Here is a 26699-nt window from a genome sequence, read left to right on the forward strand (position 1 = left end):
GGCGAGGACGAGCGCCTCCGCGACGATGCACCGCTTGAACTCCTCGACATGCAGCGACTCATTGGCGCTGTGCGCCCTGCTGTCAGGGTCCTCGACCCCCGTGATGAGGACCTCGGCATCAGGGAACACCTCCTTCAAGTCTGCAACAAAGGGAATGGAGCCTCCCATTCCCATCCCGACCGGTTCGACTCCCCACGCGCTGCGGAGGGCCTCGAGTGCGACACGGGCGGCTGGCGAGTCAGTGTCTGCAAGATAGGGGTTGCCCCGCTCCCCCGGGGTGAAGTCGAGTTCGGCCCCGAAGGGTATGTGAGCCATGAGGTGGCGCCGTACGGCTTCCATTGCTGCATCGGGATCCTGCCCTGGTGCGAGGCGCAGGCTGAACTTCGCGCGGGCCGCTGGCTGGATCGTGTTCGACGACACGGCGACGGCGGGCACGTCGATGCCGATGATCGACAGGGCGGGTCGGCTCCAGAGCCTCGAGGCGATGCTTCCGCTCCCTGCCAGCCGGACGCCGTCGAGCACTCCCGCGTCGGCTCGATACTGTGCTTCCGGGTACTCCACTTCGGGATCGGCGGCCACGACGAGGCCGGGGACGGCTACGTTCCCTTCCTCGTCATGGAGCGTCGCGATGAGCCGGGCCAGAAGCGTCGGCGCGTCCAGCACGGGGCCTCCGAAGACCCCGGAGTGGACGGCGTGGCTCAGCACGCGGACCCCGAAGGTGCCGTCCACGAGTCCTCGCAGGCTCGTCGTGAGCGCGGGGGTGCCGACGGACCAGTTGCTCGAGTCCGCAACCACGATGATGTCGGCCGCGAGTCGTTCGCGGTACGTGTCGAGGAATTTTCGGAAGCTCGGCGATCCTGCTTCCTCCTCGCCCTCGACGAAGAGCGTGACACCCACCCCGGCGGCGTCGCTCAGGACTTCCGAGACCGCGCGCCAAGCCGCCAAATGGACCATGATCCCCGCTTTGTCGTCCGCTGCGCCGCGACCGAACAGGCGCCCGCCGCGGACCTCCGGGGTGAAAGGCGCGGAGTCCCAGAGCGAGAGGTCTCCCGGTGGCTGCACGTCATGGTGGGCGTAGAGCAGGACGGTCGGCCTGCCTGGCGCCGCGGCGCGGCGGGCGACGACGGCCGGTCCACCGGGCTTGCCGTCCGGCCGTTCCGCTCGGAGGATTTCAGCCCCGTCGAGGCCCGCGGCGGCGGCCAGCTCGGCGACGGCCTGCGCGCTGCGCTCGAGCTCCGCCGGGTCGAAGGCATCCCATGCGATGCCGGGGATGGAGGCAAGCGCCACGAGCTCTGCGAGTGTGGCGTCGAACCGGCGTTCGACGGCGTCACGGACCTCGGCGATGACGTCCGGCGCGAGGGCTGGGGAATCTGAAATCATGCCTTCACAGTACAAGGCGGGTGTACGAGCATCAACGGTCCCTTCGGGCCCGTCGACGCATCACCCGAGTGCGCTCGGCGGCTATCCTTGAGTGGTGTTTGGACGAAAGAACGAGCCCGCTGCAGACAGCGCCGGGCAGCCTGAGGAGAAGCCGACTGCCCCGCTCGTCGGCAAGGGAGCGCCGACCCCGCGGCGCAAGGACCAGGAGGCCGCCCGCCGTCGTCCTCTCGTGCCGACGGACCGGAAGGCCTCGCGGGCAGCCGATCGGCAGGCTGCGGCCGATGAGCGCATGCGAGTGCGCCAAGCGCTCCAGACAGGCGACGAGCGTCATCTCCCCCTCAAGGACCGAGGGCCGCAGAAGCGTTTCGCGCGCGACACCGTGGACGCTCGTTTCAACGTAGGCGAGTACCTCATGTTCGGCGCGCTCGCCTTCGTCGTGATCTCCTTCATCGTCCCGCAGGCCAGCGCGGCGCAGGTCTATATCCTGGCTGCGTTCTGGATCGTCTTCATCCTCGTCATCCTCGACACGTTCTGGCTGTCCCGCCAGCTCAAGAAGCGGCTCACGGCGAAGTTCGGCGAGGTCGAGCGCGGAACGGTCTGGTACGGCTCAATGCGCGCGCTGCAGTTCCGACCGCTTCGGCTGCCGAAGCCTCAGGTCACGCGGGGGCAGTACCCTTCGTGACGATGCCGGCCGCGGCGAGCCCACGGTTCACCGAGGCGGCCCAGAACGGACCTTCGTAGAGGAAGGCCGTGTAACCCTGGACAAGGCTCGCCCCTGCGGCGAGCCTTTCCTTTATGTCGGAGGCCGTCTCGACCCCGCCGACGGACACGAGGGTCAGCTGGTTCCCGACGACGGCGGAGAGCCTGCGGAGGACCTCGAGCGAGCGCGATTTGAGCGGAGCGCCCGAAAGGCCCCCATCGCCGCAGGCTTCCACCGCCGCTGGATCGCTTACGAGGCCTTCGCGGCCGATCGTGGTGTTCGTCGCGATGATGCCCTCAAGCCCGAGGTCGAGTGCGAGCCGCGCCACGTCGTCGATGTCGCTGTCGGCGAGGTCGGGGGCGATCTTGACAAGGAGCGGAACCCGTCGCCCCGCGGACGCCGAAGACTCCTCGCGCACTGCCTCGAGAAGCGGGCGCAGCGTCTCGGCGCTCTGGAGGAGCCGGAGCCCCGGAGTATTGGGCGAGCTGACGTTCACCACGAGATAGTCCGCGTGCGGGGCGAGGGCCCGTGCGCTCTCGCGATAGTCCTCCACCGCCTCCTCGAGCGGAACGGCTTTCGTCTTGCCGATGTTGATGCCGATGACGGGCCGGTGAGCCCCGTATCGTCGGTCGAGGGCCTGGCGGGCCGTGGCGATCCGCGGCGCGACTGCGGCAGCGCCGTCGTTGTTGAAGCCCATGCGGTTCACGACCGCCCGGTCCGGAATGAGGCGGAAGAGCCGCGGCTTGGGGTTGCCGGGCTGCGGCCGGCCTGTGATCGTGCCGACCTCGATGTGGCCGAAGCCGAGCTCCGCGAGGGCCTCGATGCCCTTCCCCTCCTTGTCGAAGCCTGCGGCGAGTCCGAATGGCGAAGGGAATTCCACCCCGAACGCGCGGGTGCGCAGCGATTCCGCGGGGCGCGCGAACCGCTCGATCACTCGGCCGGCCCCCGCCGCGTGGACTGCCCGGATTGCCTCGAATCCGATCCGGTGGGCGCGTTCCGCGTCCATCCAGGCGAAGGCGGCGCGGAAGAAGAGGGGGTAGAAACGCATGCCCCAAGTTTCCCCTAGCGGCGCTCCTCGGGACAAAACGGCGGCCTATCCTTCAGGTGTACCGCGAGGAGGAGAGATGGCGGACTGGAGCGCAGACTTCCTGGGGGCGGGATTCGAGCAGCGTGAACTGAGCGCGCGCTCCATGCCTGCGGGCACCCTCGTCCGGTTCGTGCCGACGCCCCAAGAGTCGGCCGACTCTTCGGACGAACGCGGACCGGCCGACAGCAACATCGCCCTCCTGTACGTCCACGGCTGGAGCGACTATTACTTCAACACAGAACTCGCAGACTTCGTCTCGGCACGCGGTTGGCGGTTCTACGCCCTTGACCTTCCCGAGCACGGACGAAGCCTTCGGCCTGGTGGGCGCCCCGGCTACATACCGTCCGCAGAGCACTATCTGGAGAGCATCGACGCGGCACTCGATGCGCTTGCTGCGGACGGGACGGGTCAAATCGTGCTCATGGGGCACTCCACGGGAGGCCTCGCAGCAGCCCTCGAAGCCCAGAGGCGCCCCGACCGGATTGCAGCGCTCATCCTCAGCAGCCCGTGGCTCGTGCCCCATGGCGGCCGCGCTGCCGGAAGGATGCTCGAATATGCCCTGGCAGGGCGGGCGACGGCGCGTCCGGACCAAGTCATACCGCTCCCCTCGCGTGGCTACTTCTGGCGTGCCGTGGCCCGCGAGGCGGGCGGAGAGTGGGACCTTCGCGAGGATCTGCGTCCGCGGACGGCGTTTCCCGTGCGTGCCGGCTGGCTCTATGGGATCCTCGCGGCCCAGCGCGAACTCCTTGCGGGCTCGACCGTTTCCATTCCTTCGCTCCTTCTGGCCTCGACGCGCAGCGACACGGGGCTCGTGTGGCGCGAGCACATGCGCTCGCGAGACGCGGTCCTGGCCATCGGACCGATGCGGCGCGCGGCACGTGCCGTGTGCTCCTCGCTTGACGAGGTCCTCGTCGACGGTGGACTCCACGACGTGCTGCTCTCGGCTCCCAGCGTGCGGCGGGGCGCCTACACACGACTCGGCGCGTGGCTCGACCGAGTGGTCGATGCCTCCGGCTGAGCCTCAGGCGCCCGGAGCCCGATCGACAGCGCCGCCGTACCGCCGGTCCCGCCGCGCGTAGATCTCGACGGCTTCCCAGAGGGTTCGCCTGTCCACGTCGGGCCACAGCGTGTCCATGAAGACCATCTCCGCATACGCAGACTGCCAGAGCATGAAGTTGCTGAGCCGCTGCTCTCCGGAGCTCCGGAGGAAGAGGTCGACGTCGGGCAGATCGGGTTCGTCGAGATAGCGCTGCACCGTCTTCTCGGTGACTGAGCGGGGGTTGAGCGTTCCTGCTGCGACGTCGCGGGCGATGGCTGCTGCAGCGTCGGCGATCTCGGCCCGGCCGCCGTAATTGACGCACATCGTGAGGTGGCACTTCGTGTTGGTGCGCGTGAGTTCCTCAGCCTCTTCGAGCTCTCGGATGACCGAACCCCAGAGCTTGGGGCGGCGGCCCGCCCAGCGCACGCGCACGCCCCAGGAATTCATCGTGTCGCGTTGCCGGCGCAGAACCTCTCGGTTGAAGCCCATGAGGAACCGGACTTCCTCTGGTGACCGCCGCCAGTTCTCCGTCGAGAACGCGTACACCGAGACGTACTCGACGCCGATCTCGATCGCGCCCGCGACGACGTCGAGAAGAGCGGGCTCCCCCGCCTTGTGCCCCTCGATCCGGGGAAGCCCCCGTTGATTCGCCCACCGACCGTTTCCGTCCATGACGATGGCGACGTGGCGCGGGACGAACTCCTTCGGGATGGCCGGCGGCCGGGCGCCGGAGGGGTGCGGATAGGGGGCTACCGTGGGGTGCGCCTCCCGGCGGGTCATTCTCACGTGCTGCTGGTCTCCTGTCGGATCGGGGGCGAAGCTGGCTCGACGTCCCGTTCGACGAGCCTGAGCGAGCGCACCGCGCGCTCGAGGTGCCACTGGACGTACGCGGCGACGAGGCCCGAGGCTTCCCTGCGGGTGCTCGGGATCGAGGCATCCGCGACGGCCCAATCCCCGGAGAGGAGGGCAGCGAGCAGGCGCACCGTCTCGGCAGCCGGCGACGGGGACCCGGGAGGCCGACAGTCGTGACAGACGATGCCGCCGAGAGCCGCGGAGAACGCCGAATGGGGTCCGGGCTCCCCACAGCGCGCGCAGTCCGTGAAGCTGGGCGCCCATCCCGCCGTCGAAAGCGCCCGCAGCAGGTACGAGTCGAGGATGAGCTCCGGGGCGTGCGCCGCTCGGCTCAGCGCGGAGAGAGCCCCGACAAGGAGCTGATAGTGGGGAAGGGAGGCTTCGCCGTCGTTCGCGGTGAGCCGCTCAGCGGTCTCCGCCATGGCCGCCGCGGCTGTGTAGCGGGAGTAGTCCGCGGCGATCTCCCGGCCGTACGTCCCTCTCGCGACGGCCTGGCCGACAACCTCAAGTGAGCGTCCGCGCACAAACTGGACGTCGGCGACCATGAACGGCTCGAGCCGTGCGCCGAATCGGCTGCCCGTGCGGCGCACACCGCGCGCGACTGCGCGCACTTGGCCATGATGCTTCGTGAGGAGCACGATGATCCGGTCTGCCTCGCCGAGACGATGGGTGCGGAGGACGACGCCGTCGTCGCGGTAGCTACGCGCAGCGAACGTCGATTCGGCCATGAACAGTATTCTCCCACCGGGTATGCGTGGTGCCCCGCCCGAAACGGGCGAGGCACCACACTGGGAGCCTAGACGCCGACCGCGTCCGCGTCGCGGAGGGCGCGGTTGACCGCGGAGATGACAGCCTTGAGGGCTGCGAGGCTCGTGTTCGCGTCGATGCCGACACCCCACAGGATCCGCTCGCCGATCCCGCACTCCACGTACGCGGCTGCCCGTGCGCTGCCGCCTTCTGAGAGGGCGTGTTCGGTGTAGTCGAGGACCCGGACGTCCACACCCTCGGAGGAGAAGACGTCCAGGAGCGCCGCGATCGGGCCGTTGCCGGTTCCCGTGCGGCGAACCTCCGTGCCGTCGATGCGGAGCGCCGCCTCGAGGGTCATGGTGCCGTCCTCGGCGGTTTCCGTGCTGACGGAGGAGAGTGCATAGCGGCCCCAGGCCTTGCCCCCGTCCACTGACGACGCCGGGAGGTACTCGTCGCTGAAGATGTCCCACAGGACGGACGGGCTCACCTCGCCGCCCGCGGTGTCGGTGTGCTGCTGGATGACGCGCGAGAACTCGATTTGGGCGCGACGTGGCAGGTCAAGGTTGTGCTCGTTCTTGAGCAAGTAGGCGACGCCGCCCTTGCCCGACTGCGAATTGACCCGGATGACCGCCTCGTACGAGCGGCCGATGTCCTTCGGGTCGATGGGCAGGTAGGGGACCTGCCAGGTGAACTCGTCCACCGGGACCCCTGCGGTCGCCGCATCCCGTTCGAGTGCCTCGAAGCCCTTCTTGATCGCATCCTGGTGCGAGCCCGAGAAAGCCGTGAAGACGAGGTCGCCGCCGTACGGAGACCGCTCCGGGACAGGCAGCTGGTTGCAGTATTCGACGGTTCGGCGGATCTCGTCGATGTTCGAGAAGTTGATCATCGGGTCGACGCCCTGCACGAACAGGTTCAGGCCGAGCGTCACGAGATCCACGTTGCCGGTGCGTTCGCCATTGCCGAACAGGCATCCTTCAATGCGGTCCGCGCCCGCCAGATAGCCGAGCTCTGCGGCGGCGACTCCCGTGCCCCGATCATTGTGCGGGTGCAGGGAGAGGATGATCCCCTCGCGCGGCTTCAGGTTTCGGCTCATCCACTCGATCGAGTCGGCGTAGACATTCGGAGTCGCCATCTCGACAGTCGCGGGCAGATTGATGATCACCTGACTGTCAGCAGAGGCCTCGAAGATCTCTGCGACCTTGTTGCACACCTTGGCCGCGTACTCCAGCTCGGTACCGGTGAAGGACTCCGGCGAGTACTCGTACGTAATGTGGGTGTCCGGGACGGTCTCCTGGTACTTCTTGCAGAGAAGGGCGCCCTGCACGGCGATGTCGAGGATGCCCTCCTCGTCGGAGTTGAACACGACCCTGCGCTGGAGCACCGACGTCGAGTTGTACAGGTGCACGATTGCGCTCTTCGCCCCTACGAGGGACTCGTAGGTACGCTCGATGAGGTGCTCGCGCGCCTGGGTGAGGACTTGGATGGTGACGTCCTCCGGGATGTGACCTCCCTCGATGAGCTGGCGGACGAAGTCGAAGTCGGTCTGGGAAGCCGACGGGAATCCGACCTCGATCTCCTTGTAGCCCATCTGGACGAGAAGCTTGAACATCTTGAGCTTGCGAGCAGGGCTCATGGGATCGATGAGCGCCTGGTTGCCGTCCCGGAGGTCGACGGCGCACCAGCGGGGCGCCTTCTCGATGCGCTTGTCCGGCCACGTCCGATCCGGCAGTTCGACCCTGATCTGCTCGTGGAACGGGAGGTAGCGGTGGACCGGCATGCCTGAAGGCTTCTGTGCATTGCGCATGGTTTACTGTAGGCCTTTCTCAAAAGCTGGGATCCTCTGCGGCCGGGCGTCAGAAAACTCCGCGGCGGGGATCCGGCCTACGCCTCTTTCGGAACTCTTGTCCGTCAGTCGGCTACTGGGCCCCGCCACGGCAGCTAAGAAGGAGAAGGCGCTGCGCGTGTGGCACACCGTCACGATAGCACGGCCTTCGGTTCGCCCACTGCGGCGAGCGCCGTCGAGGGCGGGCGGCCTGCCTAAGATGAAGCCATTCGAGCTTGCCTGAGGAGGCACCATGACCGACAGCCCTGTCGCCCCGTCCGGGGTCGACCGCGAGTTCTTCGACGAGACTGTCCGAGCCCAGGACGACCTGTACCGGCACGTCAACGGCGCGTGGCTCCGGGAGACCCAGATCCCCTCCGACCGTGCCCTCGTCGGTACGTTCGTCCAGCTCCGCGACCGCGCCGAGGAGGACGTGCGCGGCCTCATCGAGGAACTCGCCGAGAGCGAGCACGCGGCCGGTTCCGACGAGGAGAAGATCGGGGCGCTGTACCGCTCGTTCATGGACGAGGAACGCGTGGCCCAACTGGGTTCCGAGCCGCTCAAGGCGCTGCTCGCCGAAGTCGACGCCGTCTCAGACGCCGAGGGGCTCGTGCGCACGTCGGCCCGGCTCGGACGCGGCGGCAGCGAGGGCCTGTTCGGCTACTACGCAGCCCCCGACGCAGGGAATCCAGAGCGCGTGCTGCTCTATCTGTCGCAGGGCGGGCTCGGCCTGCCCGACGAGTCGTACTACCGCGAGGAGCGTTTTGCCGAGGTCCGCGACGCCTACCGTTCGTACCTCACCGACATCTTCGCCCTGATCGGCCGGACCTCCCCCGCGGAGGCGGCGTCCGCCGTCGTTCGGCTCGAGGAGCGGCTGGCGGGCCTGCACTGGGACCGTGTGACGCTGCGCGACCCGCAGAAGACGTACAACCTCTTCACTCAGGAGGACGCGACGACGGTCTTCCCGCACTTCCTGACCTGGGCGGAGGCCACCGGGGTCCCAGATCATGGCAGGGCGGAACTCGTCGTCGGCAACCCCGATTTCCTCTCCGGCGTCGGCCCGATGCTTGCCGAGATCCCACTCGACGACTGGAAGCTGTGGCTCGCAGCCCACGTCGTGTCCGCTTCGGCGCCGTTCCTCTCGCCCGAGTTCGTCGACCGGCACTTCGCGTTCTACGGCACCGTCCTGAGCGGCACCCCCGAGAACAAGGAACGCTGGAAGCGCGGCGTCTCAACGGTGGAGAACGGGCTCGGCATGGCCGTGGGGCGCCTGTACGTCGAGCGGCACTTCCCGGCAGAGCACAAGGAATCGATGCAGAAGCTCGTCGCGGACATCGTCGAGGCCTACGGCCAGAGCATCTCGGTTCTCTCGTGGATGGGTCCCGAGACGCGAGAGCGTGCACTCGAGAAGCTCGAGGCCTTCCGCCCGAAGATCGGCTACCCGGACGAGTGGATCGACTTCTCTGCCGTCGGGATCGACGAGAAGGATCTCCTCGGCAATGTGCGCCGCGCGCACGCCGGCGAGCTGGACCGGCTTCTGGATGAGATCGGCAAGCCCGTCGATCGCATCAAGTGGCTCATGACCCCGCAGACAGTCAACGCCTACTACCACCCGCTCATGAACGAGATCGTCTTCCCGGCCGCAATCCTCCAGCCGCCGTTCTACCACCCGGGGGCCGATCCCGCCGTCAACTACGGCGGCATCGGGGCGGTGATCGGGCACGAGATCGGGCACGGTTTCGACGATCAGGGCTCGCAGTTCGATGGGACCGGAGCGCTGCGCAACTGGTGGACCGACGCCGACAGGAAGGCCTTCGAGGCGCTCACCGCGCGGCTGGTCGAGCAGTTCGAGGTCCTCTCCCCCAGCGAGGCGCCCGGCCACACTGTGAACGGCAAGCTGACGCTCGGCGAGAACATCGGCGATCTCGGGGGCCTGGGAATCGCGTTCAAGGCGTACCGCCTCCACCTCGGGGGCGAAGAGGCCCCGGTCATCGACGGGCTGACCGGCGAGCAGCGCTTCTTCATCTCGTGGGCCACAGTGTGGCGTCAGGTGTGCCGCCCAGAGGAATCGATCCGGCGTCTCGCGATCGATCCCCACTCGCCCAACGAGTTCCGCACCAACACCATTGCCAAGAACCTCACCGCATTCCACGAGGCGTTCAACGTGGCCGACGGCGACGGCATGTGGCTAGCACCCGACCAGCGGGTCGAGATCTGGTAGGCCGGTTGGGCACGCGGCGAAGGCCCCGGCATCCGTGAGGATGCCGGGGCCTTGTTGCTGTAGCGGCCTCGGCCAGTCCGCGGCCGCTACTGGCCGAACGCCGTCTGGCAGGTCGTCTGGGCTGCCGTCTGGGAGACGACGTTGCTCGGGAGCTTCGGTGTGTAGTGCGTACCCGAGGTGAAGTCTGACCCGACGTACACCTGAACCCCGTTGATGTTGTCTGCCGGTTGGACCTGGGACGACGGAATGCCCAGCGCCGCAGCGACATCCTTCGCAACGTCCGCGAAGTTGGCACTGTAGTAGACGTTCGTCGTATCGGTCGCGGCTGCGTTGAACTCCGAAGTCTGGGCGAACCCCTGGCCCTTGAGGAAGGTGGCGAGCTCGCTCGCACGGCCCGTGATACCGGTTCCGTTCGCCACAGTCACCGGCTGGAGCGTCTTGTCGTACGCAGGGGCCGTCGGGGCCGCGGAGGGTGCCGTGGATGGGGTGGCACTCGCGGACTGGGTAGGAGCCGGCGCCGTGAGATCGCGATTCTGCCGGAGCGCATCGAAGAGCGCCGCGGCGTCAGGCTGTTTCAGCTGGACGCGGTTCGGGTCGCCGGTGTACGGCTCCCACGGCGCAGTCACGAATGCGACCTTCGCAAGGTCCACCGAGCGGAGTCTGGAAGCGATCGTGATCATCGCCTGGGGATTCGCGAGGCCGGAATCGACCGTGAGGTTCTGGGTGATCGTGTCCGCGATGCTCAGGAGCTTCGGGACGTTGGTCAGCGTCCCATCCGACTTCACCTTGCGCGCGAGGGATGCGAGGAACTCCTGCTGCGATTTGATCCGCGAGAGATCGCTGCCGTCGCCGACGCCGTGGCGGCTTCGGAGGAATGCGAGGGCCATCTCGCCCTGAACCGTGGACGTCCCGGCGGGAAGCTTGAGGCCCGAGTACGGGTCGTCGATCGCAGCGTTGACGCAGACCTGAACGCCGCCGATCTCATTCGAGAGGTCCTTGACCGCGTTGAAGTCCGCGACCATGAAGTGGTCGATCTTGAGTCCCGTGAGCTGGTTGACCGTGTCGACTGCGCAGCCGGGGCCGGCTTCCATCATGGCCGAGTTGATCTGGCCGACCGCCTGAGCCGGGTAGTCCTTGCCGGTTTGCGGATCGTGGCATGCGGGAATCGGCACCATGAGATCCCGGGGGAAGCTGGTCATTGAGACGACCTTGTTGTCCGCCGAGATGTTCAAGAGAATCATCACGTCGGAATTGCCGTAACCCGAGCTGTCGGCCGTGGTGCCGTAGTTCGAATCCGCGCCTGACCGAGTGTCAGTTCCGATGATCAGGATCTGGAGGGGATCCGTGGCGTCGTTGGTCGCGTCTGCGGTCGCATGGCCGGCACTCAGGGGCGCCTCGTGAATGTTGCTCTGAAGACGCCAAGCCCAGTATCCGGCGAAGGCGACGACTCCCACGATTCCGAGCACCACGACGCCCCCGAGTATCTTGACCCAGAGGGGAACTGTGCGGCGCGCGCGGACGTGTCGCGGGACGTTCCCAGTTGTTGACAAATGAAGCCTCCGGTAGGTGATACTCCTATCCAGTCTACAGGGGCCCCTGTGAGCGGGCTGTGACGCTAGAAGCCCAAACGTCCGAGTTGCTTGGGATCGCGCTGCCAGTCCTTGGCGACCTTCACGTGCAGATCGAGGTAGATGCGGGTCCCGAGAAGCGCCTCGATGCCCTTACGCGCCTGAGAGCCGACCTCGCGCAGCCGCTCCCCGCCCCGCCCGATGATGATGGCCTTCTGCGATGGCCGTTCGACGAAGAGGTTGACGCGGACGTCGAGGAGGGGATTGTCCTCTGGGCGGCCTTCGCGGGGCACGATTTCATCGACCACGACCGCGAGCGAGTGCGGCAGCTCGTCACGCACACCTTCGAGGGCGGCTTCGCGCACGAGCTCGGCCACCATGACGGCCTCTGGCTCGTCGGTCAGCTCACCGTCCGGATAGAGCGGCGGCGAGGGCGGCATGTGCGAGATCAGGACGTCCGCGACCGTCTCGACCTGATAGCCGTCTTTCGCGGAGACGGGAACGATGTCCGCGAAGCCGTCCTCGCCGAGGACTTCGCGGCCCAGCCCGGTGACGGCGAGGAGCTGCTCGGTGAGCGCCGCTCGGTCCGCGAGGTCGGCCTTGGTCACGAGCGCGACAATGGGCTTGCGGCCGACGGCGGCCAGCTGGCTTGCGATGAAGCGGTCGCCTGGCCCGATGCGCTCGTTGGCGGGGAGGCAGAAGCCGATGGCGTCGACTTCGGACAGGGTCTCGGCGACGAGGTCGTTGAGCCGCTGGCCGAGGAGCGTGCGCGGTCGGTGGAGGCCCGGGGTGTCCACCAGGATGAGCTGTGCATCGGAACGGTGGACGATGCCTCGGATGGTGTGACGCGTGGTCTGGGGCTTGGCCGAAGTGATCGCTACCTTCTGGCCCACCAGGGCATTGGTGAGGGTCGACTTTCCCGCGTTGGGACGCCCCACAAGCACCGCGAAGCCCGCGCGGTAGCCGCCGTCGTCGGGCGTCTGCGGCCAGCCCTCTGCCTGCGGCCGCCGGCCGCTCCCGCTGTCTTTCCGATCATCCATGCTGTCTCCCTGTCGCCTCTGAATCATGCCGGTCTGTCTCGCGCTCGCGTGCGCGCCCTCGATCCTCGGCCAAGGGCTCGACGCGCTGGACGAGCAGATGGCTCACACGCTTCCGTCGCCCCTCGAGGCGCTCGGCCGTGAGCCGGATGCCTTCCACCACCGCGGTGCTGCCCACGATCGGGACTCGCCCGATCGCTTTGGCGAGCAGGCCTCCTGCGGTGTCGACCTCGTCGTCTTCGATGTCCTCGTCGAACAGCTCGCCGAGGTCGTCCAGGCTCATGCGCGCCTGGATCCGATAGACCCCAGACTCGACCTCCACGGCCTCGACGTCGTCCTCGTCGTACTCGTCGGCTATCTCTCCCACGAGTTCCTCGATGAGGTCTTCGAGCGTGACAAGGCCCGCCGTCCCACCGTATTCGTCGACGACGATGGCGAGGTGGGTCGATTCGCGCTGAAGTTCCTTGAGGAGCTCGCTCACCGGCTTCGACTCGGGGACGAAACGCGGTTCACGGACGTGGTCCTCGACGGGTTCGGTGCCTGCCCCCGCGGCCTGATGCAATCGCGCCGCGACATCCTTGAGGTACAGGATGCCGCGGACGTCGTCGAGGTTCTCGACGAAGACCGGCACCCGGGAGCAGCCCGAGCGCAGGAAGAGGGACATGGCCTGCTGGAGTGTCGAGCCCGCCTCGATGGCGATGACATCGGTGCGCGGCACCATCACGGCGCGGACGAGGGTGTCGCCGAGCTCGAACACCGACTGGAGGAGCTCGGCCTGCGCCTCTTCGAAGTCCTCGGAATCGCTCGCTCTCTCGACGAACTCCCGAAGCTCGTCGGTCGAGTAGATCGCGTCCTCCTGCTGCGGGTCGGTACCCGTCGCTGCACTGCCGATCGAGACGAGCCACCCGGGGATTGGGCCCAGCACCTGGCGCAGCCCTACAGTGAGCGGCGCTGTCCAGGCCGCGACCGCGAGCGAGTGCCGTCTCCCGAGCTGGCGGGGCGAGACTCCGACGAGCAGGAAGCCGATGAGCGCCATGACGACGGTCGCCGCGAGCCCCGCGAGCCAGACGTTGGCGATCCAGATCGTCATGAGGACGGCGACGGCGACCGCGGAGGCGGTCTCGAACCAAATGCGCCAGAAGCGGAGCGCGCGCACGTACGGGACCGGACCCGTGAGGATGGTTTCGAGCGCCCGACCATGGCCGTCCTCGACATAGTCTTCCGCCTCGTGCCGCGGAAGGAAGGCGAGGGCCGCCTCGGCGGCAGTGAGCAGAGCAGCAAGCGCCGTGAACGCCAGCGCCATGGCCAGCAGGACGGCGATCGTCACGCCATCGTCTCCTTCGGGGCCGGCCGGCCCAGGAACTCCGAGAGCAGTTCGCGCTGGAGCCCGAACATCTCGTCACGTTCCTCAGGCTCGCCGTGATCGAAGCCAAGAAGGTGCAGGACGCCGTGCGTTGCGAGGAGGAGCATCTCGTCGTCGCGTGAGTGTCCCCCGCGGGCGGCCTGCTCGGCGGCCACCTGGGGACAGATCGCTATGTCCCCCAGCATCCCCTGAGGGGTCGGTCGGCCAGGCGTTCCGGGGGTCAGCTCGTCCATCGGGACGGAGAGGACGTCCGTGGCTCCGGGCTCGTCCATGAGCTCGAGGTGGAGCCGCTCCATGGCCGCCTCGTCGACGAGCAGGATCGAGAGCTCGGTCTGCGGGTGCAGCCACAGGCGGTCGAAGATGAACCGTCCGAGGCGGACCAGGGCCTCCTCGTCGACTGCGACGCCTGACTCGTTGTTGACTTCGATGCTCACGGCTCCAGCTTAGACGCCGTCGCGTGCTCGGATCCCGGGGTGCGACGGCGATCGGCACGGACACGGGCCCGTTCGGCCTTCGCCCGTTGACGATCGTCCCACCGCCCATACGCAGCCACGATGTCGGAGACCAAACGGTGGCGGACGACGTCGGAAGCATCGAGGACCGTGAAGCTCACGTCCTCGATGCCGTCGAGGATGTCCTGGACCACCCGGAGCCCCGAAGAGGAGCCGGACGGCAGGTCGACCTGCGTGATGTCCCCGGTGACCACCATCTTCGAGCCGAAGCCGAGGCGCGTGAGGAACATCTTCATCTGTTCCGGCGTCGTGTTCTGCGCCTCGTCGAGGATGATGAACGCGTCATTGAGAGTGCGGCCGCGCATGTAGGCGAGCGGGGCGACCTCGATGGTTCCGGCGGCCATGAGCCGGGGTATCGACTCGGGATCGATCATGTCGTGCAGCGCATCGTAGAGGGGCCGCAGGTAAGGATCGATCTTGTCGTTGAGCGTGCCGGGGAGGAAGCCCAATCGCTCCCCCGCCTCGACGGCCGGGCGCGTCAGGATGATTCGGCTGACGTCCTTGTGCTGCAGCGCTTGGACTGCCTTCGCCATCGCAAGATAGGTCTTGCCGGTGCCCGCCGGTCCGATGCCGAAGATGACCGTGTTCGCGTCGATCGCGTCCACATAGTTCTTCTGGTTCGCGGTCTTGGGGCGGATGCTGCGGCCACGGCTCGTGAGGATGTTGTGGGTGAGCACCTCCGAGGGGCTCGAGACGGTCTGCTCTCTCAGCATCGTGACGAGCTGCGCGAGTGAGGCCGGGGTGACAGGCGTCCCCCGCTCAGCGAGGGACGCGATCTCTTCGAAGAGCCTGCGGATGTTCGGGGCTTCCGCGGGCGGCCCGACGATGGTCAGCTCGTTGCCCCGGACATGGAACGACACGGAGGGGAATTGCTCTTCGACGTAGCGGAGGGCTTCATCATGCGGTCCGAGGATGTGCACCATGTCCTCGCCTGAAGCGAAGCGTAGAACCTCGGTCCGGGTCGTAGGAGTCGTGTGCGGGAACTCCGCTGTCAAATGCCTTCTCTCTCGTCGTCGGGTGCTTGCCGATCCATGCTACCGCTAGGTATCAATCGGGCATCACTTGGGCAACGAAACCCTGTGAACGGACATTCCCCGCGAGCCGCTGTGCCAAGCTGGATGGTGCCCGGGGCGGCGCCGGTTTGGGGGCCGCGTGCAGCCCAGCCTTGGGGGCGCCGATGGCGCCCAGCCGATCAGCCCGGAGGATTACCGCCCATGGCCGCCAGCCGACCCAGCTCCAGACCGCGCCGCATGGCGCTGTCCGGCGGGGCCGCGCTCGTGGCCCTGCTGCTGGCGTCGTGCACAGCGAGCGGTCAGCCACAGCCGACCATGGCCGCAGGAGCGTCTCCCGGCATTTCCGCGTCGGCGAGCGTGCCTCTTGAGACGTCCCAGACCTCGACCAAGTCTCCCGTCTACTGGCTCGGCCGTGCCAGGGACGGCGTGTACCTCTACCGCGAGTTCCGCGATGCTCCGGGGAGCGACAATGCCGTCGCGAAGGCCCTGCGCCTCATGATGTCGACGAAGCCCCTGGACCCCAACCTGTTCAGCCCCTGGCAGTCGCCGAAGAAGCTCGCGGCCTCGATCTCGGGGAGGAACGTCATCACCGTGGACGTCTCCTCCGATGCCTTCAACAGCTCTGTGGACGAGCAGACCGCTCAGCTCGCAGTGCAGGAGCTGGTCTACACCGCGACTGCGGCCGCCGCGAGCGCGGGTGTGATCGACGCGGGTCAACCGGTGCAGGTCATGCTCCTCGTCGACAGCCGCACCGACCAGCTGGCCTTCAACCGGGTGCAGCTGGGTCAGCTCATGCAGCGCGACCCGGCCATGGTCGCGCCGATGTGGATCATCGATCCGCAGGCAGGCACGTCCTCGCCCCATGGTCAGCTCACCGCCGACGGACGGACGACCACCCCCGGCTCCGAGGTGTACTGGCAGGTCTCACGCGCGGACGTCAAGACGGACAAGGCGCCGGCCCTCCTGAGCGGCCACACGACGTCGGCCGCCTCGGGACAGGCCCAAGGGCAGTTCCGTTTCTCGGTGGCCCTCCCGCCGGGCAAGTATGTGCTGCGGGTCTTCCCCAGCGACCCCGGGACCGGTGACGCGGCTGCGCTGGCCTGGGACTCGAAGGACTTCACCGTCACCCCGTGACGCACATTCCGCATGCAGGGAGGAAGGGTCAGGCCCTTGCGGGCCACCGGCCGAGGCGGTCGCCGGCGATCGCGAGGGCGGCCGGTCCAGCCGTCGACGACCGCAGCACGTGTGGCGCCAGAAGCCCGAGTTTGGCTCCTGCAGACGTGAAACGGTCGAGCTCCTGAGGCGAGATTCCACCTTCTGGGCCGACGAGAAAGAGCACCTCGCCGTCGAGCGGGGGTTCCCCTGCCACGAAGTCATCGAGCAGCGAGCCCAGGCTGCGCACCGCGTCCTCATGGAGGACGACTGCTAAGGCGGCCCGCCCGACGCGCTCGGCGAGGGCGGCGCCGTCGTGCGTCTCCTCGACCTCTGGCACCCACGCCCGCCGCGACTGCTTCGCCGCTGCAGAAACGACGGACCGCCACTTCGCGAGCGACTTGGCACCCCGCTCGCCCTTCCAGCGGACGATCGAGCGTTCGGCCTGCCACGGGATGACGGCGTCGGCACCGAGCTCGGTTGCCGACTCGGCTGCCAGTTCATCGCGGTCGCCCTTGGCGAGCGCCTGCACGAGGACGAGCCGGTAGGGCGGTCTCGGCTCACGCTCCACCGTGTCGAGGACGACGGCGAGGAGCTCGCCTTCCGCGCGGGCGACCCGCCCCCGACCTCGGGCGCCACGGCCATCGACGACGTCGACCGGCTCCCCTGGTGTGAGCCGCTTGACCGTCGCTGCGTGGCGGCCTTCCGTTCCTGTGATCGTTACCGTGTCGCCCGCGCCGAGGGCCTCGAGAGACCCGGTGGCGACGAAGAAGACGGGATTGGACACGTCAGAGGTTCCCGAACTTGTCGCGCAGCTTCGCGAACATCCCTCCGCCCGTGCCGACGAGCTTTCCCTCGGCGACGTGCTCGCCGCGGAGCTTGGCGAGCTGCCTCAACAGCTCCTCCTGATCTGCGTCGAGCTTGGTGGGGACTTCGACGTTGACATGCACGAGCAAATCGCCGCGGCCCGCGCCGCGAAGGCGTGCGACGCCGAGGTGCGGGAGAGTGATGACGTCGCCCGACTGGGTGCCGGGACGGAGCGTGATGCTCTGCTCGCCGTCGAACGTCTCGAGCGTGAGCTCGGTGCCGAGCGCGGCGGCCGTCATGGGCACGCTCAGGGTCGCGTGGAGGTTGTCGCCGTCCCGGGAGAACGTCGCATGCGAGGCGACGCGGATCTCGACGTACAGATCACCCGTCGGGCCTCCGGCGGTCCCGGCCTCGCCTTGGCCGGCCAGCTGGATCCGGGTTCCCGTGGAGACACCGGCTGGGATCTTGACCGTGAGCGAGCGCCGGCTCCGAACGCGCCCCTCGCCGCCGCACTCGTTGCAGGGATTGGGGATCTCGGTGCCGAAGCCGCCGCATGAGGGGCACGTCGCCGTCGTCATGACCTGGCCGAGAATCGAACGGACCGCGCGCTGGACGTGCCCGCTGCCGTGGCACACGCTGCATCGGACGGGCTGCGTCCCCGGCTCGCAGCACGAGCCCTCGCACCGGGTGCACAGGACGGCGGTGTCGACCTCGATCTTCTTGTTGACCCCGAAGACCGCATCCTTGAGCTCGATCCGCACCGCGATGAGCGCGTCCTGCCCTCGGCGCACGCGGGTCGCGGGGCCGGCCTGCCCGCCTCCCCCGCCGAAGAAGGTCTCGAAAATGTCCTGGAAGGCGAAGCCGGCTCCGTTGTAGGCGCCCGAGAAGCCGTTGTCGGTGCCGTTCTCGTTGCCGGTCGCGTCGTAGACGCGCCGCTTGTCCGGATCCGAGAGGACCTCATAGGCATGCGTCACGGCTTTGAAGCGGTCGGACGCTTCGTCGCCTGGGTTGACGTCCGGGTGGAACTTGCGTGCCAGCTTCCGGTAGGCCTTCTTGATCTCCTCGCCGCTCGCATCCGGTGACACGCCGAGGGTTTCGTAATGGCTGCTCACTGTCTTCTTTCTCTAGCTTCCGGCGAGGATCTTCGAGAGGTACCGTGCTACCGCGCGCACCGCCGCCATCGTCGCCGGGTAGTCCATTCGGGTTGGGCCGAGCACGCCGATCTTGGCATCGTCCTGACCGTAGCCGGTTGCGACGACCGAGGTCTCGGCGAGTGAATCTGCTGCGGTCTCGTGCCCGATGGCGACCGCGACACCCCGGGCGTCGCTCGCCATCTCGGACAGGAGGCGCAGGAGCACCACCTGCTCTTCGAGGGCCTCGAGCACCGGTGAGATGCTCAGGAGGAAGTCGCTGTTGGACCGGGCGAGGTATGCGGTCCCCGCCGTCACGATCCGCTCCTCGCGGCTTGACGCGGCGAGGGCTGCGAGCCCCGCGGCGAGCTCGGCCGCAACAGCACGGTCCGCCGGGAGGAGCGAGTCAATGACGGCCGCCAGATTCGCCCCGACCTGAGCCACCGGCTTCCCCGCGGTAGCCGCCAGAAAGCTCTGGCGCAGGACAGCGAGACGGTCGTGGTCCAGATCCTCCCCTACGGTCACCACCCTCTGTTCCACGGTGCCGCTGTCGGCGATGAGCACGAGCAGGACCTGGCGTGGGGCGAGGCCGACTGCCTCGACGTGCCGCACCCTGGCGCGGCCAAGCTGGGGGTACTGGACGACGGCGACTTGGTTCGTGAGGTGCGAAAGCAGCCGCACGGTGCGCTCGAGCACGTCGTCGAGGTCGTCGGCACCCCCAAGGAGGGACTGGATCGCTTGCTTTTCGGCGGCCGAGAGCGGCCGTACCGCTGCGAGCTGGTCCACGAATACTCGGTAGCCTTTGTCCGTCGGGACGCGGCCGGCGCTCGTGTGCGGGGCGACGATGAGTCCCTCGTCCTCGAGAGCGGCCATGTCGTTGCGGATCGTCGCGCTCGAGACACCGAGACGATGGCGTTCTACGAGGGCCTTCGACCCAACCGGCTCCCGGTAGTGGACGTAGTCCTCGACGATCGCCCTCAGCACCTCGAGTTTGCGCGGCTCGTTCATTCCACCTCCCCTGCGGCTGGCACCCAGTGCGCCTGTGTGCGTTCCGTACAGGCAGTCCCACAATCCTTTAGCACTCTCTATACCCAAGTGCTAGATCTATTATGCGCCCCTCGCGCGTCCGACTGGGGCACCGGGACACGCCCCCGGACGCCCCCAACCGCCGGCGCTCCCGCCAGTAGCATGGACGCGATCCCGTTGAGGGCAGCAGTGCAAGGGAGGCGAGGACCGGATGTCCTACTACGACCAGTGGGGGCCGGCGGAGATCGCGGCCCCGAAGAAGACCGTCCTGCCGGAGGTGCCCATCGAGCTCGGCATGGTCCTCGAAGACAGCCAAAGCGGCTGGGTCGGAGCCGTCACCCGCGTCGAGAAGTCCGGAGGCATGCACGTCTTCAGCCTCGAGGACCGTCGCGGCATGACGCGCTCCTTCGAACTGGGCTACGGCTTCCTGCTCGAGGGCCGCCCAGTGCGCCTCGCTCCCCCGGCCCCGAAGCAGAAGGCCGCAGCAACCAAACGGACGGCGTCGGGCTCCATCGCAGTCGACGGGGCGCGCGCGCGGGTCGCTCGGGCGAGCCGTATCTGGGTCGAGGGCAAGCACGACGCCGAACTCGTCGAAAAGGTCTGGGGGGACGACCTCCGTCTCGAGGGCATCGTCGTCGAGCCTCTCCACGGCGTCGACGACCTCGCCGCCGCCGTCGCCGACTTCCAACCGGGCCCCGAGCGGCGCCTGGGAATCCTCGTCGACCATCTGGTCGAGGGGTCGAAGGAGAGCAGGATCGTCGAGAAGGCCCTTGCCGTGCCGGGGGCACGCGGCCACGTCCTCATCGTGGGGCACCCGTACGTGGACGTCTGGCAGGCTATCCGGCCGCAGACGCTCGGGATTCCGGCGTGGCCGACTGTCCCCCGCGGGCTGGACTGGAAGACGGGGATCCTCCGCGCCTTCCGATGGCCTCACGAGACGCCCGAGGACATCGGCCTGGGGTGGCAGCGGCTCCTCGGTGCCGTCCGCTCCTACGCCGATCTCGAACCCGCGCTGCTGGGTCGCGTCGAGGAGGTCATCGACTTCCTGACCGCCTGAGTTGGGTATTCTGGGGGCCGAGACCCTGTCCGCGATCAATGCAAGGAAGTGCCGTGTCCCAGAACTGGCAGGATCACCGTGAACCCCGAGAGGGACGTCTCGGGAAGGTCGGAGGCACCGAGCCTTTCACGGCCAGCGAGGACCGCCAGTGGGCGACGCTCGCGCACTTCGGCGGAATTCTGGGCTGTGTCCCGTCGCTGCTCGTGTACCTGTCGTTCAAGGACCGTGGTCCGTTCACGGCCCAGGAATCGAAGGAAGCGCTCAATTTCACGCTGCCGCCCACGCTTGCAGCGCTCGTGCTGAACCTCTTCGCGTTCATCCCGGTAGTCGGGGTCTACTTCGAGGTGCTCGCGACTCTCATCTGGGTGGGGCTCGCCATCCTGTCCGTGACGGCCGGCATCGAGGTCAACCGCGGCCAGCCGTTCCGCTATCGGTTCAACCTGCGCTGGATCAAGTAGAGCCGAATCGACGCCGGAGCCGCCTCAGGGCATAAGTCGGCGCACGACGGCGTCGGCGAGGAGCCGACCCGCAAGCGTGAGCACGAGCCGCCCGTGAAACGCGGAGGGCCCGTCCACGAGGCCGTCGGCGATGAGACCCGCCACCTCGCGCCGGGAGGATGCCGGCAGGACCTCGACCGGCAGACCTGCCGCGAGCCGCAGTTCGAGGATGATGCGCTCCTCGAGACGGATCGCGTCGTCCAGAGTCTCGCGGCCCGCCGCCGGCGACTCACCCTGGCCGAGTCGTGCTGCGTACGCGCGCGGGTGCTTGACGTTCCACCAGCGCACACCGCCGACGTGGGAGTGCGCGCCGGGGCCTACTCCCCACCAGTCCCCGCCGCGCCAGTAGGCGATATTGTGACGGCACTCGAAGCGGCCGCCTCCCGCCAGACCGCCCGGCGCGCCCTGCGCCCAGTTGCTCACTTCGTACCAGTGGAAGCCCGCGCCGCCGAGCACCTCGTCGGCGACCTCGTACTTAGCCGCATGGTCGTCGTCGTCCACGTCAGGGACCTGGCCGCGCCGGATCTGGGCCGCGAGCCGCGTGCCCTCCTCCACGATGAGGGCGTAGGCGCTCACATGGTCGGGCTCGCACTCGAGCGCGGCGTCGAGGGAGGCGCGCCAGTCGTCCATGCTCTCGCCGGGAGTGCCGTAGATAAGGTCGAGGCTCACGTCGAGGCCCGCGTCCCGCGCCCAGCGCACGGCCTCCGGAACACGGCTCGGCGTATGGGTGCGGTCCAGGACCTTGAGGACGTGCGGGACAGCGGACTGCATGCCGAAGGAGACGCGCGTGAAGCCCGCGTCCCGCAGGGCCGCGAGGGAATCCGGGGTCACCGAGTCTGGGTTGGCTTCGGTGGTGACTTCCGCGCCCGGTTCGAGGCCCCATTCGTCGACGGCGGCCGCGAGGATCGCCGCGAGATCCTCCGCGGGCAGCAGAGTGGGCGTCCCGCCGCCGAAGAACACGGTGGACAGACGACGGCGGGGGGCGCCTGAATCGTCGAGCGCACGGGCCGCGAAGCGCACCTCGTCCACCGCCGTCTGCGCATAGGCCGCCTGGGATGCGCCTCCGCCGAGCTCGGCGGCCGTATACGTGTTGAAGTCGCAATAGCCGCAGCGGACCGAGCAGAACGGAATGTGGGCGTAGAGCGAGAAGCTCCGCTGGTCGGCGCCCACGGCCGCCTGAGGCGGCAGGACGCCGTCGGCCGGTGCCGGGTCGCCGAGGGGAAGCGTGCTCGGCACCTACTCCACCGCCGCGCGGTCGGGCTCGCCCGCCGACCGGAGAACGGGCGGCGACAGAACATTCATTACTTCTTGGCCTTGTCCTTCGACTCGTCGGTGGTCAGCGCTGCGATGAAGGCCTCTTGCGGCACTTCCACTCGGCCCACCATCTTCATGCGCTTCTTGCCCTCTTTCTGCTTCTCCAAGAGCTTGCGCTTGCGGGTGATGTCGCCGCCGTAGCACTTGGCGAGAACGTCCTTGCGGATCGCGCGGATGTTCTCGCGCGCGATGATGCGCGAGCCGATCGCTGCCTGGATCGGGACCTCGAACTGCTGGCGCGGGATGAGCTCGCGGAGCTTCGACGTCATCATGACGCCGTACGAGTACGCCTTGTCGCGGTGCGTGATGGCGCTGAAGGCGTCGACCTGCTCACCTTGGAGGAGGATGTCGACCTTGACCAGATCCGCGGCCTGTTCGCCGTCGGCCTTCCAATCGAGGGAGGCGTACCCGCGCGTCTTCGACTTGAGCTGGTCGAAGAAGTCGAACACGATCTCCGCGAGGGGCATCCAGTAGCGCAGCTCGACCCGGTCCTCTGACAGGTAGTCCATGCCCTTCATCTGGCCGCGGCGGCCCTGGCACAGCTCCATGATCGCGCCGACGAATTCGTTCGGCGCGAGGATGGTCGCCGAGACCATCGGCTCGCGCACCTCCTTGACCTTGCCCGTCGGGAACTCGCTCGGGTTGGTGACCGTCACGACCGACTTGTCCTCGAGCGTGACCTCGTAGATGACGTTCGGGGCAGTCGAAATGAGGTCGAGGTTGAATTCGCGTTCGAGACGCTCCCGCACAATTTCGAGGTGCAGCAGGCCGAGGAAGCCGACCCGGAACCCGAAGCCGAGCGCCGCCGACGTCTCGGGCTCGTAGACCAGAGCAGCGTCGTTGAGCTTGAGCTTGTCGAGGGCGTCACGAAGGTCCGGGTAGTCCGAGCCGTCGAGCGGGTAGAGCCCCGAGAAGACCATCGGCTTGGGATCCTCGTAGCCGCCGAGGGACTCCGCGGCTGGACGGGACAGGTTCGTGACCGTATCGCCGACCTTGGACTGCCGGACGTCCTTGACGCCGGTGATGAGGTAGCCGACCTCGCCGACCCCGAGGCCCTTGCTCGGGGTCGGCTCGGGCGAGATGACGCCGATCTCGAGGAGCTCATGGCTGGCCTTGGTGGACATCATCTGGATGCGCTCGCGTGGCGAGAGGGCGCCGTCGACGACGCGCACATACGTCACGACCCCGCGGTAGGTGTCGTAGACCGAGTCGAAGATCATGGCCCGGGCGGGCGCGGACGCGTTGCCGACCGGCGCGGGGATGTCCTGCACGATGCGGTCGAGCAGGCCCTCGACACCGACGCCCGTCTTCCCCGAGACCTTGAGCACATCTGCCGGGTCGCCGCCGATGAGATTGGCGAGCTCTTCGGCATACTTCTCCGGCTGGGCCGCGGGGAGATCGATCTTGTTCAGGACCGGAATGATGTGGAGGTCGTTCTCCATCGCGAGGTAGAGGTTCGCGAGCGTCTGCGCCTCGATGCCCTGGGCTGCGTCGACGAGCAGCACGGCGCCCTCGCACGCGGCCAGCGACCGCGACACCTCGTACGTGAAGTCGACGTGGCCGGGGGTGTCGATCATGTTGAGGGCGTACGAGACGCCGTCGACCTCCCACGGCATGCGAACCGCCTGCGACTTGATCGTGATGCCGCGTTCACGCTCGATGTCCATGCGATCGAGGTACTGCGCCTTCATATCGCGCGCCTGCACGACACCCGTGAACTGCAGCATGCGGTCCGCGAGAGTGGACTTGCCGTGATCGATGTGGGCGATGATGCAGAAGTTGCGGATGATCGACGGATCCGTCGCGGCGGGCACCGGCGCGGTGCGGGCCTGTGGAGACACCTGTACGTCCTCTACTGCTGTTGCGGCTGTTGCTGCTTGATGCGGCTATCCTGTGCCGGCGGGCAATTCTGACTTCCCAGTCTCCCACGGATCGAGCCCGGTCGCAGAGCCCGAAGGCCTCGCCGCGCCGTGCGCCCCAGGCCGGTGTCGAAGTAGGCGGTCTGCTAGGATTGTCTGCTGTGTGTCCGTGAAGGTCGACGGGCACTGAAGGTCGGCTGCCATAGGCATCCCCACGCCGCTCAGTCGAGGCCGGCCTGAAAGCCCTCTAGACCCTGTTGGCAAAACAAGAAAGTTCACACGTGGCGAACATCAAGTCCCAGAAGAAGCGGATTCTCACCAACGAGAAGGCCCGCCAGCGCAACATGGCTGTCAAGTCCGAGCTCAAGACCCTCATCCGCTCGGTCAACGCGGCCATCGAGGCGTCCGACAAGGACGCGGCAAACTCGGCGCTGCTTCGTGCGAGCAAGAAGCTCGACAAGGCTGTGAGCAAGGGCGTGATCCACAAGAACCAGGCGGCGAACCGCAAGTCGGCCATCGCCAAGAAGGTCAACGCGCTCTGACACACCCGTCAGACAACCGGCTGGGGCCGGTCACCCGAAGGGATGCCCGGCCCCAGCCGGTTTAAAGCCCGACGGCGGCCCAAGCTGCGGCCCTCGCCGCGGAGGACGCAGCCGGATGCCATGCCCGGTCTCAGCGGGCTCGTGCAGAGGCGCTGACAACAGTGAGGGCCCGCTCGACGGCGTACGCGGGGTCGCGCGCAAGTCCCTTGACCTCGGCGTCCGCCTCGGCGACCGCTCGGATGGCGGTCGCCAGGCTCTTCGGCGTCCATCCCCTGATATCGCGCTGAGCCTGCTCGACAAGCCACGGCTGCATGCCGAGGGTCCGCGCGATGCTCTGCGCTGAGCCGTGCTCCCCCGCTACCTTCGCGAGGGTGCGGAGTTTGGATCCAATGGCCGCAACTACCGGAACTGGGTCCACTCCGGTCTCGAGTGCGTGGCGGAAGGTGGACAGAGCGAGGGCGCTGCGACCTGCGAGGGCGGCATCAGCAACCTTGAAGGCCGTGGCTTCGACGCGGCCCCCGAAGTACTTCTCGACCGTTGCGACGTCCACCGTCGACGTGGTGTCGAGCTGGAGCTGGCTGCAGGCCGCTCCCAGTTCGGCGAGGCTGCTGCCGACCGCTGCCACGAGCGCGTCAATGGCTGGGCGATCGATGCGACGCCCAGATCCCTTGAACTCCGCCGCGACGAATGCCGCCTTGTCCGCGTCCTTCTTGAGCGGCTGGCATTCGACGACTGGGGCGCCGGCGCCGCGAACAGCGTCGAGGAGCTTCTTCCCCCGCGCGCCCCCGGCATGTCGCAGAACCAGGACGATGTCGGGTTCCGGCGCAGAGAGATAGGCCAGGGCGTCCTTGAGGAAGTCCTCGTTCATCGATTCGAGGCCGCTCGCCTCGATGTACTTCTTCTCCCCGAAGAGCGAAGGGGAGGCAGCGAGCAGGAGTGAGCCGGGAGCGTATGTCTGGGCGTCCAGACGTGTGACCTCGAGGTCGGGACTCGCGGCGCGTGCCTGCTTCCGGATGGAATCCATGGCTCGCGCTGCGAGATAGTCCTCCGGTCCCGTGACCAGAACAATCGGCGCGGGAGCCGCGTTCCTGAAGTCGGTCCCGCTGGTCGAGGGGGTGGGGCGCCCCGCTCTCGGGGCCTGCCGTCCGGCCACTGCCATCATGATCCTCTTCCGGGTGCCGCGGGCTTCACGGGACAACCTTGCCACGCGGTTGCCGTTGGTCCAATTCACGGGGTTCGCGAGACTCACCGACGGTGTCCAAGCGCCCACACGAAGGCCGTGGTGGCGACCGAGACGAGTGCCATCGCCGTTGCACCCACCGCACCCTCGGCCCACGGGAGCCGAGCTCCCGGAAGCGCCGCGAACCCGTGGGCGGTGATCGCGAGCAGCTGTGCGGGAAGTCCGGCAATCGCCGTCGCGCCGAGCGCCAAGGCCGGGCTGATCAGCCCGATCGCGAGGGCGACGGTTGCGGCGACAGTGATCGCTGGGACGAGCGGCGCTGCGGCGAGATTGGCAGCCAGCGACCACGTCTGGAATGAGGGGTCAAGGAGGACGACGATGGGGCCGCACAGGAGCTGTGCTGCGAGCGGCACCGCTACGGCGGCGGCAAGCCACGAGGGCAGGCGGGCAGAGAGCCGTGCCGCGAGCGGGCGAGCGAGGAGTGTGATCCCCAGCGTGGCGAGGACCGAGAGAGCGAAGCCGAAGCTCAGCGCGAGCGCCGGGTCCGCGAGGAGGATCGCGATGACAGCTGCCGAGAGCGCGGCCGAGCCTGCCCCTGCGCGCCCGGAGGCGAGCGCCACGAGTGACACGACGCCCATGGCGCCTGCGCGCAGAACACTCGGTTCGGGACCGACGACGCCGACGAAGCACCCGAGGACGACGCAGCAGACGGCGTGCACTGCGATTCGTGGCAGCCTGAGCGAGCGGAGGGCCAGCACCACCGTCCCCACGACGATCGCAAAATTCGCCCCGCT

General features: G+C 67.9%; 24 protein-coding genes. 7 read left to right on the plus strand and 17 right to left on the minus strand.

Features of this window, described 5'->3' with window-relative positions; translation table 11 throughout:
• A partial coding sequence (locus tag V7053_RS08315) for a M20/M25/M40 family metallo-hydrolase (RefSeq protein WP_334171808.1) occupies window positions 1-1380 on the minus strand: 1380 nt, incomplete at its 3' end.
• Window positions 1381-1474: 94 nt separating this feature from the next.
• Here V7053_RS08315 and V7053_RS08320 point away from each other — a divergent pair.
• Window positions 1475-2062 (plus strand): DUF3043 domain-containing protein, encoded by a 588-nt coding sequence (locus tag V7053_RS08320; protein ID WP_334171809.1) that lies wholly within the window; start codon window positions 1475-1477, stop codon window positions 2060-2062.
• On the opposite strand, the gene V7053_RS08325 is transcribed toward V7053_RS08320, so the two are convergent.
• On the minus strand, window positions 2037-3128 hold the full coding sequence (locus V7053_RS08325; protein ID WP_334171810.1) for a quinone-dependent dihydroorotate dehydrogenase: 1092 nt from the start codon (window positions 3126-3128) through the stop codon (window positions 2037-2039). The genes V7053_RS08320 and V7053_RS08325 overlap by 26 nt on opposite strands.
• A 76-nt stretch (window positions 3129-3204) precedes the next feature.
• On the opposite strand from V7053_RS08325, the gene V7053_RS08330 reads away from it, so the two are divergent.
• Complete coding sequence (locus tag V7053_RS08330; RefSeq protein ID WP_334171811.1) at window positions 3205-4185, plus strand: alpha/beta hydrolase; 981 nt, start codon at window positions 3205-3207, stop codon at window positions 4183-4185.
• A 3-nt stretch (window positions 4186-4188) separates the two neighbouring features.
• Here V7053_RS08330 and V7053_RS08335 read toward each other — a convergent pair whose 3' ends face one another.
• The 3 genes from V7053_RS08335 to leuA all read right to left on the minus strand — a co-directional run bounded on the left by V7053_RS08335 (window position 4189) and on the right by leuA (window position 7609).
• Entirely contained in the window at window positions 4189-4986 is a 798-nt protein-coding gene (locus V7053_RS08335; protein WP_334171830.1) for an isoprenyl transferase, read from the minus strand.
• A gap of 2 nt (window positions 4987-4988) precedes the next feature.
• On the minus strand, window positions 4989-5786 hold the full coding sequence (gene recO, locus V7053_RS08340) for a DNA repair protein RecO (RefSeq protein ID WP_334171812.1): 798 nt from the start codon (window positions 5784-5786) through the stop codon (window positions 4989-4991).
• Window positions 5787-5854: 68 nt separating this feature from the next.
• On the minus strand, window positions 5855-7609 hold the full coding sequence (gene leuA / locus V7053_RS08345) for a 2-isopropylmalate synthase (protein ID WP_334171813.1): 1755 nt from the start codon (window positions 7607-7609) through the stop codon (window positions 5855-5857).
• A 271-nt stretch (window positions 7610-7880) separates the two neighbouring features.
• Between leuA and V7053_RS08350 the strand changes: the two genes are divergently transcribed.
• On the plus strand, window positions 7881-9848 hold the full coding sequence (locus tag V7053_RS08350; protein WP_334171814.1) for a M13 family metallopeptidase: 1968 nt from the start codon (window positions 7881-7883) through the stop codon (window positions 9846-9848).
• Window positions 9849-9934: 86 nt separating this feature from the next.
• Here V7053_RS08350 and V7053_RS08355 read toward each other — a convergent pair whose 3' ends face one another.
• The 5 genes from V7053_RS08355 to V7053_RS08375 all read right to left on the minus strand — a co-directional run bounded on the left by V7053_RS08355 (window position 9935) and on the right by V7053_RS08375 (window position 15323).
• Window positions 9935-11317, minus strand: a complete 1383-nt coding sequence (locus tag V7053_RS08355) for an LCP family protein (protein ID WP_334171815.1) — start codon at window positions 11315-11317, stop codon at window positions 9935-9937.
• 146 nt (window positions 11318-11463) lie between these two features.
• Window positions 11464-12456, minus strand: coding sequence for a GTPase Era (gene era, locus V7053_RS08360; RefSeq protein WP_334171816.1), 993 nt, complete (start codon window positions 12454-12456; stop codon window positions 11464-11466).
• Window positions 12449-13780, minus strand: a complete 1332-nt coding sequence (locus V7053_RS08365; RefSeq protein ID WP_334171817.1) for a hemolysin family protein — start codon at window positions 13778-13780, stop codon at window positions 12449-12451. Before V7053_RS08365 ends, era begins: the two co-directional genes overlap by 8 nt.
• Window positions 13777-14250: an rRNA maturation RNase YbeY gene (ybeY, locus tag V7053_RS08370; protein WP_334171818.1), complete on the minus strand. Its 474-nt coding sequence runs from the start codon at window positions 14248-14250 to the stop codon at window positions 13777-13779. The genes V7053_RS08365 and ybeY overlap by 4 nt, the downstream gene beginning before the upstream one ends.
• The gene (locus tag V7053_RS08375; protein WP_334171819.1) at window positions 14247-15323 is read right to left on the minus strand and encodes a PhoH family protein; all 1077 of its coding nucleotides are present in this window, start codon (window positions 15321-15323) and stop codon (window positions 14247-14249) included. The genes ybeY and V7053_RS08375 overlap by 4 nt, the downstream gene beginning before the upstream one ends.
• 219 nt (window positions 15324-15542) lie before the next feature.
• On the opposite strand from V7053_RS08375, the gene V7053_RS08380 reads away from it, so the two are divergent.
• Window positions 15543-16475, plus strand: a complete 933-nt coding sequence (locus V7053_RS08380) for a GerMN domain-containing protein (protein ID WP_334171820.1) — start codon at window positions 15543-15545, stop codon at window positions 16473-16475.
• 28 nt (window positions 16476-16503) lie between these two features.
• Here V7053_RS08380 and V7053_RS08385 read toward each other — a convergent pair whose 3' ends face one another.
• From V7053_RS08385 to hrcA, 3 genes are read right to left on the minus strand one after another with little or no spacing between them, the layout of a single operon-like run.
• The gene (locus V7053_RS08385; protein ID WP_334171821.1) at window positions 16504-17280 is read right to left on the minus strand and encodes a 16S rRNA (uracil(1498)-N(3))-methyltransferase; all 777 of its coding nucleotides are present in this window, start codon (window positions 17278-17280) and stop codon (window positions 16504-16506) included.
• A 1-nt stretch (window position 17281) separates the two neighbouring features.
• Window positions 17282-18412 (minus strand): molecular chaperone DnaJ, encoded by a 1131-nt coding sequence (dnaJ, locus tag V7053_RS08390; RefSeq protein WP_334171822.1) that lies wholly within the window; start codon window positions 18410-18412, stop codon window positions 17282-17284.
• A gap of 12 nt (window positions 18413-18424) precedes the next feature.
• Window positions 18425-19438, minus strand: a complete 1014-nt coding sequence (gene hrcA / locus V7053_RS08395; protein ID WP_334171823.1) for a heat-inducible transcriptional repressor HrcA — start codon at window positions 19436-19438, stop codon at window positions 18425-18427.
• Window positions 19439-19667: 229 nt separating this feature from the next.
• Here hrcA and V7053_RS08400 point away from each other — a divergent pair, with 229 nt between their 5' ends.
• Window positions 19668-20513: a DUF3097 domain-containing protein gene (locus V7053_RS08400; RefSeq protein WP_334171824.1), complete on the plus strand. Its 846-nt coding sequence runs from the start codon at window positions 19668-19670 to the stop codon at window positions 20511-20513.
• A gap of 53 nt (window positions 20514-20566) precedes the next feature.
• Window positions 20567-20971: a DUF4870 domain-containing protein gene (locus V7053_RS08405; protein WP_334171825.1), complete on the plus strand. Its 405-nt coding sequence runs from the start codon at window positions 20567-20569 to the stop codon at window positions 20969-20971.
• Window positions 20972-20995: 24 nt separating this feature from the next.
• Here V7053_RS08405 and hemW read toward each other — a convergent pair whose 3' ends face one another.
• On the minus strand, window positions 20996-22246 hold the full coding sequence (gene hemW / locus V7053_RS08410; RefSeq protein WP_334171826.1) for a radical SAM family heme chaperone HemW: 1251 nt from the start codon (window positions 22244-22246) through the stop codon (window positions 20996-20998).
• Window positions 22247-22311: 65 nt separating this feature from the next.
• On the minus strand, window positions 22312-24165 hold the full coding sequence (gene lepA / locus V7053_RS08415; protein WP_334171827.1) for a translation elongation factor 4: 1854 nt from the start codon (window positions 24163-24165) through the stop codon (window positions 22312-22314).
• Window positions 24166-24464: 299 nt separating this feature from the next.
• On the opposite strand from lepA, the gene rpsT reads away from it, so the two are divergent.
• Entirely contained in the window at window positions 24465-24725 is a 261-nt protein-coding gene (gene rpsT / locus V7053_RS08420) for a 30S ribosomal protein S20 (RefSeq protein ID WP_334171828.1), read from the plus strand.
• Window positions 24726-24855: 130 nt separating this feature from the next.
• On the opposite strand, the gene holA is transcribed toward rpsT, so the two are convergent.
• Together holA and V7053_RS08430 are read right to left on the minus strand one after the other, a co-directional pair.
• Window positions 24856-25884, minus strand: a complete 1029-nt coding sequence (gene holA, locus V7053_RS08425; protein ID WP_334171831.1) for a DNA polymerase III subunit delta — start codon at window positions 25882-25884, stop codon at window positions 24856-24858.
• 86 nt (window positions 25885-25970) lie between these two features.
• Window positions 25971-26699: ComEC/Rec2 family competence protein (locus tag V7053_RS08430; protein WP_334171829.1), on the minus strand; the 729-nt coding region annotated here is incomplete at its 5' end.

Origin of the sequence: Sinomonas sp. (assembly GCF_036848755.1) — a bacterium.
Classification (GTDB): Bacteria; Actinomycetota; Actinomycetes; order Actinomycetales; family Micrococcaceae; genus Sinomonas.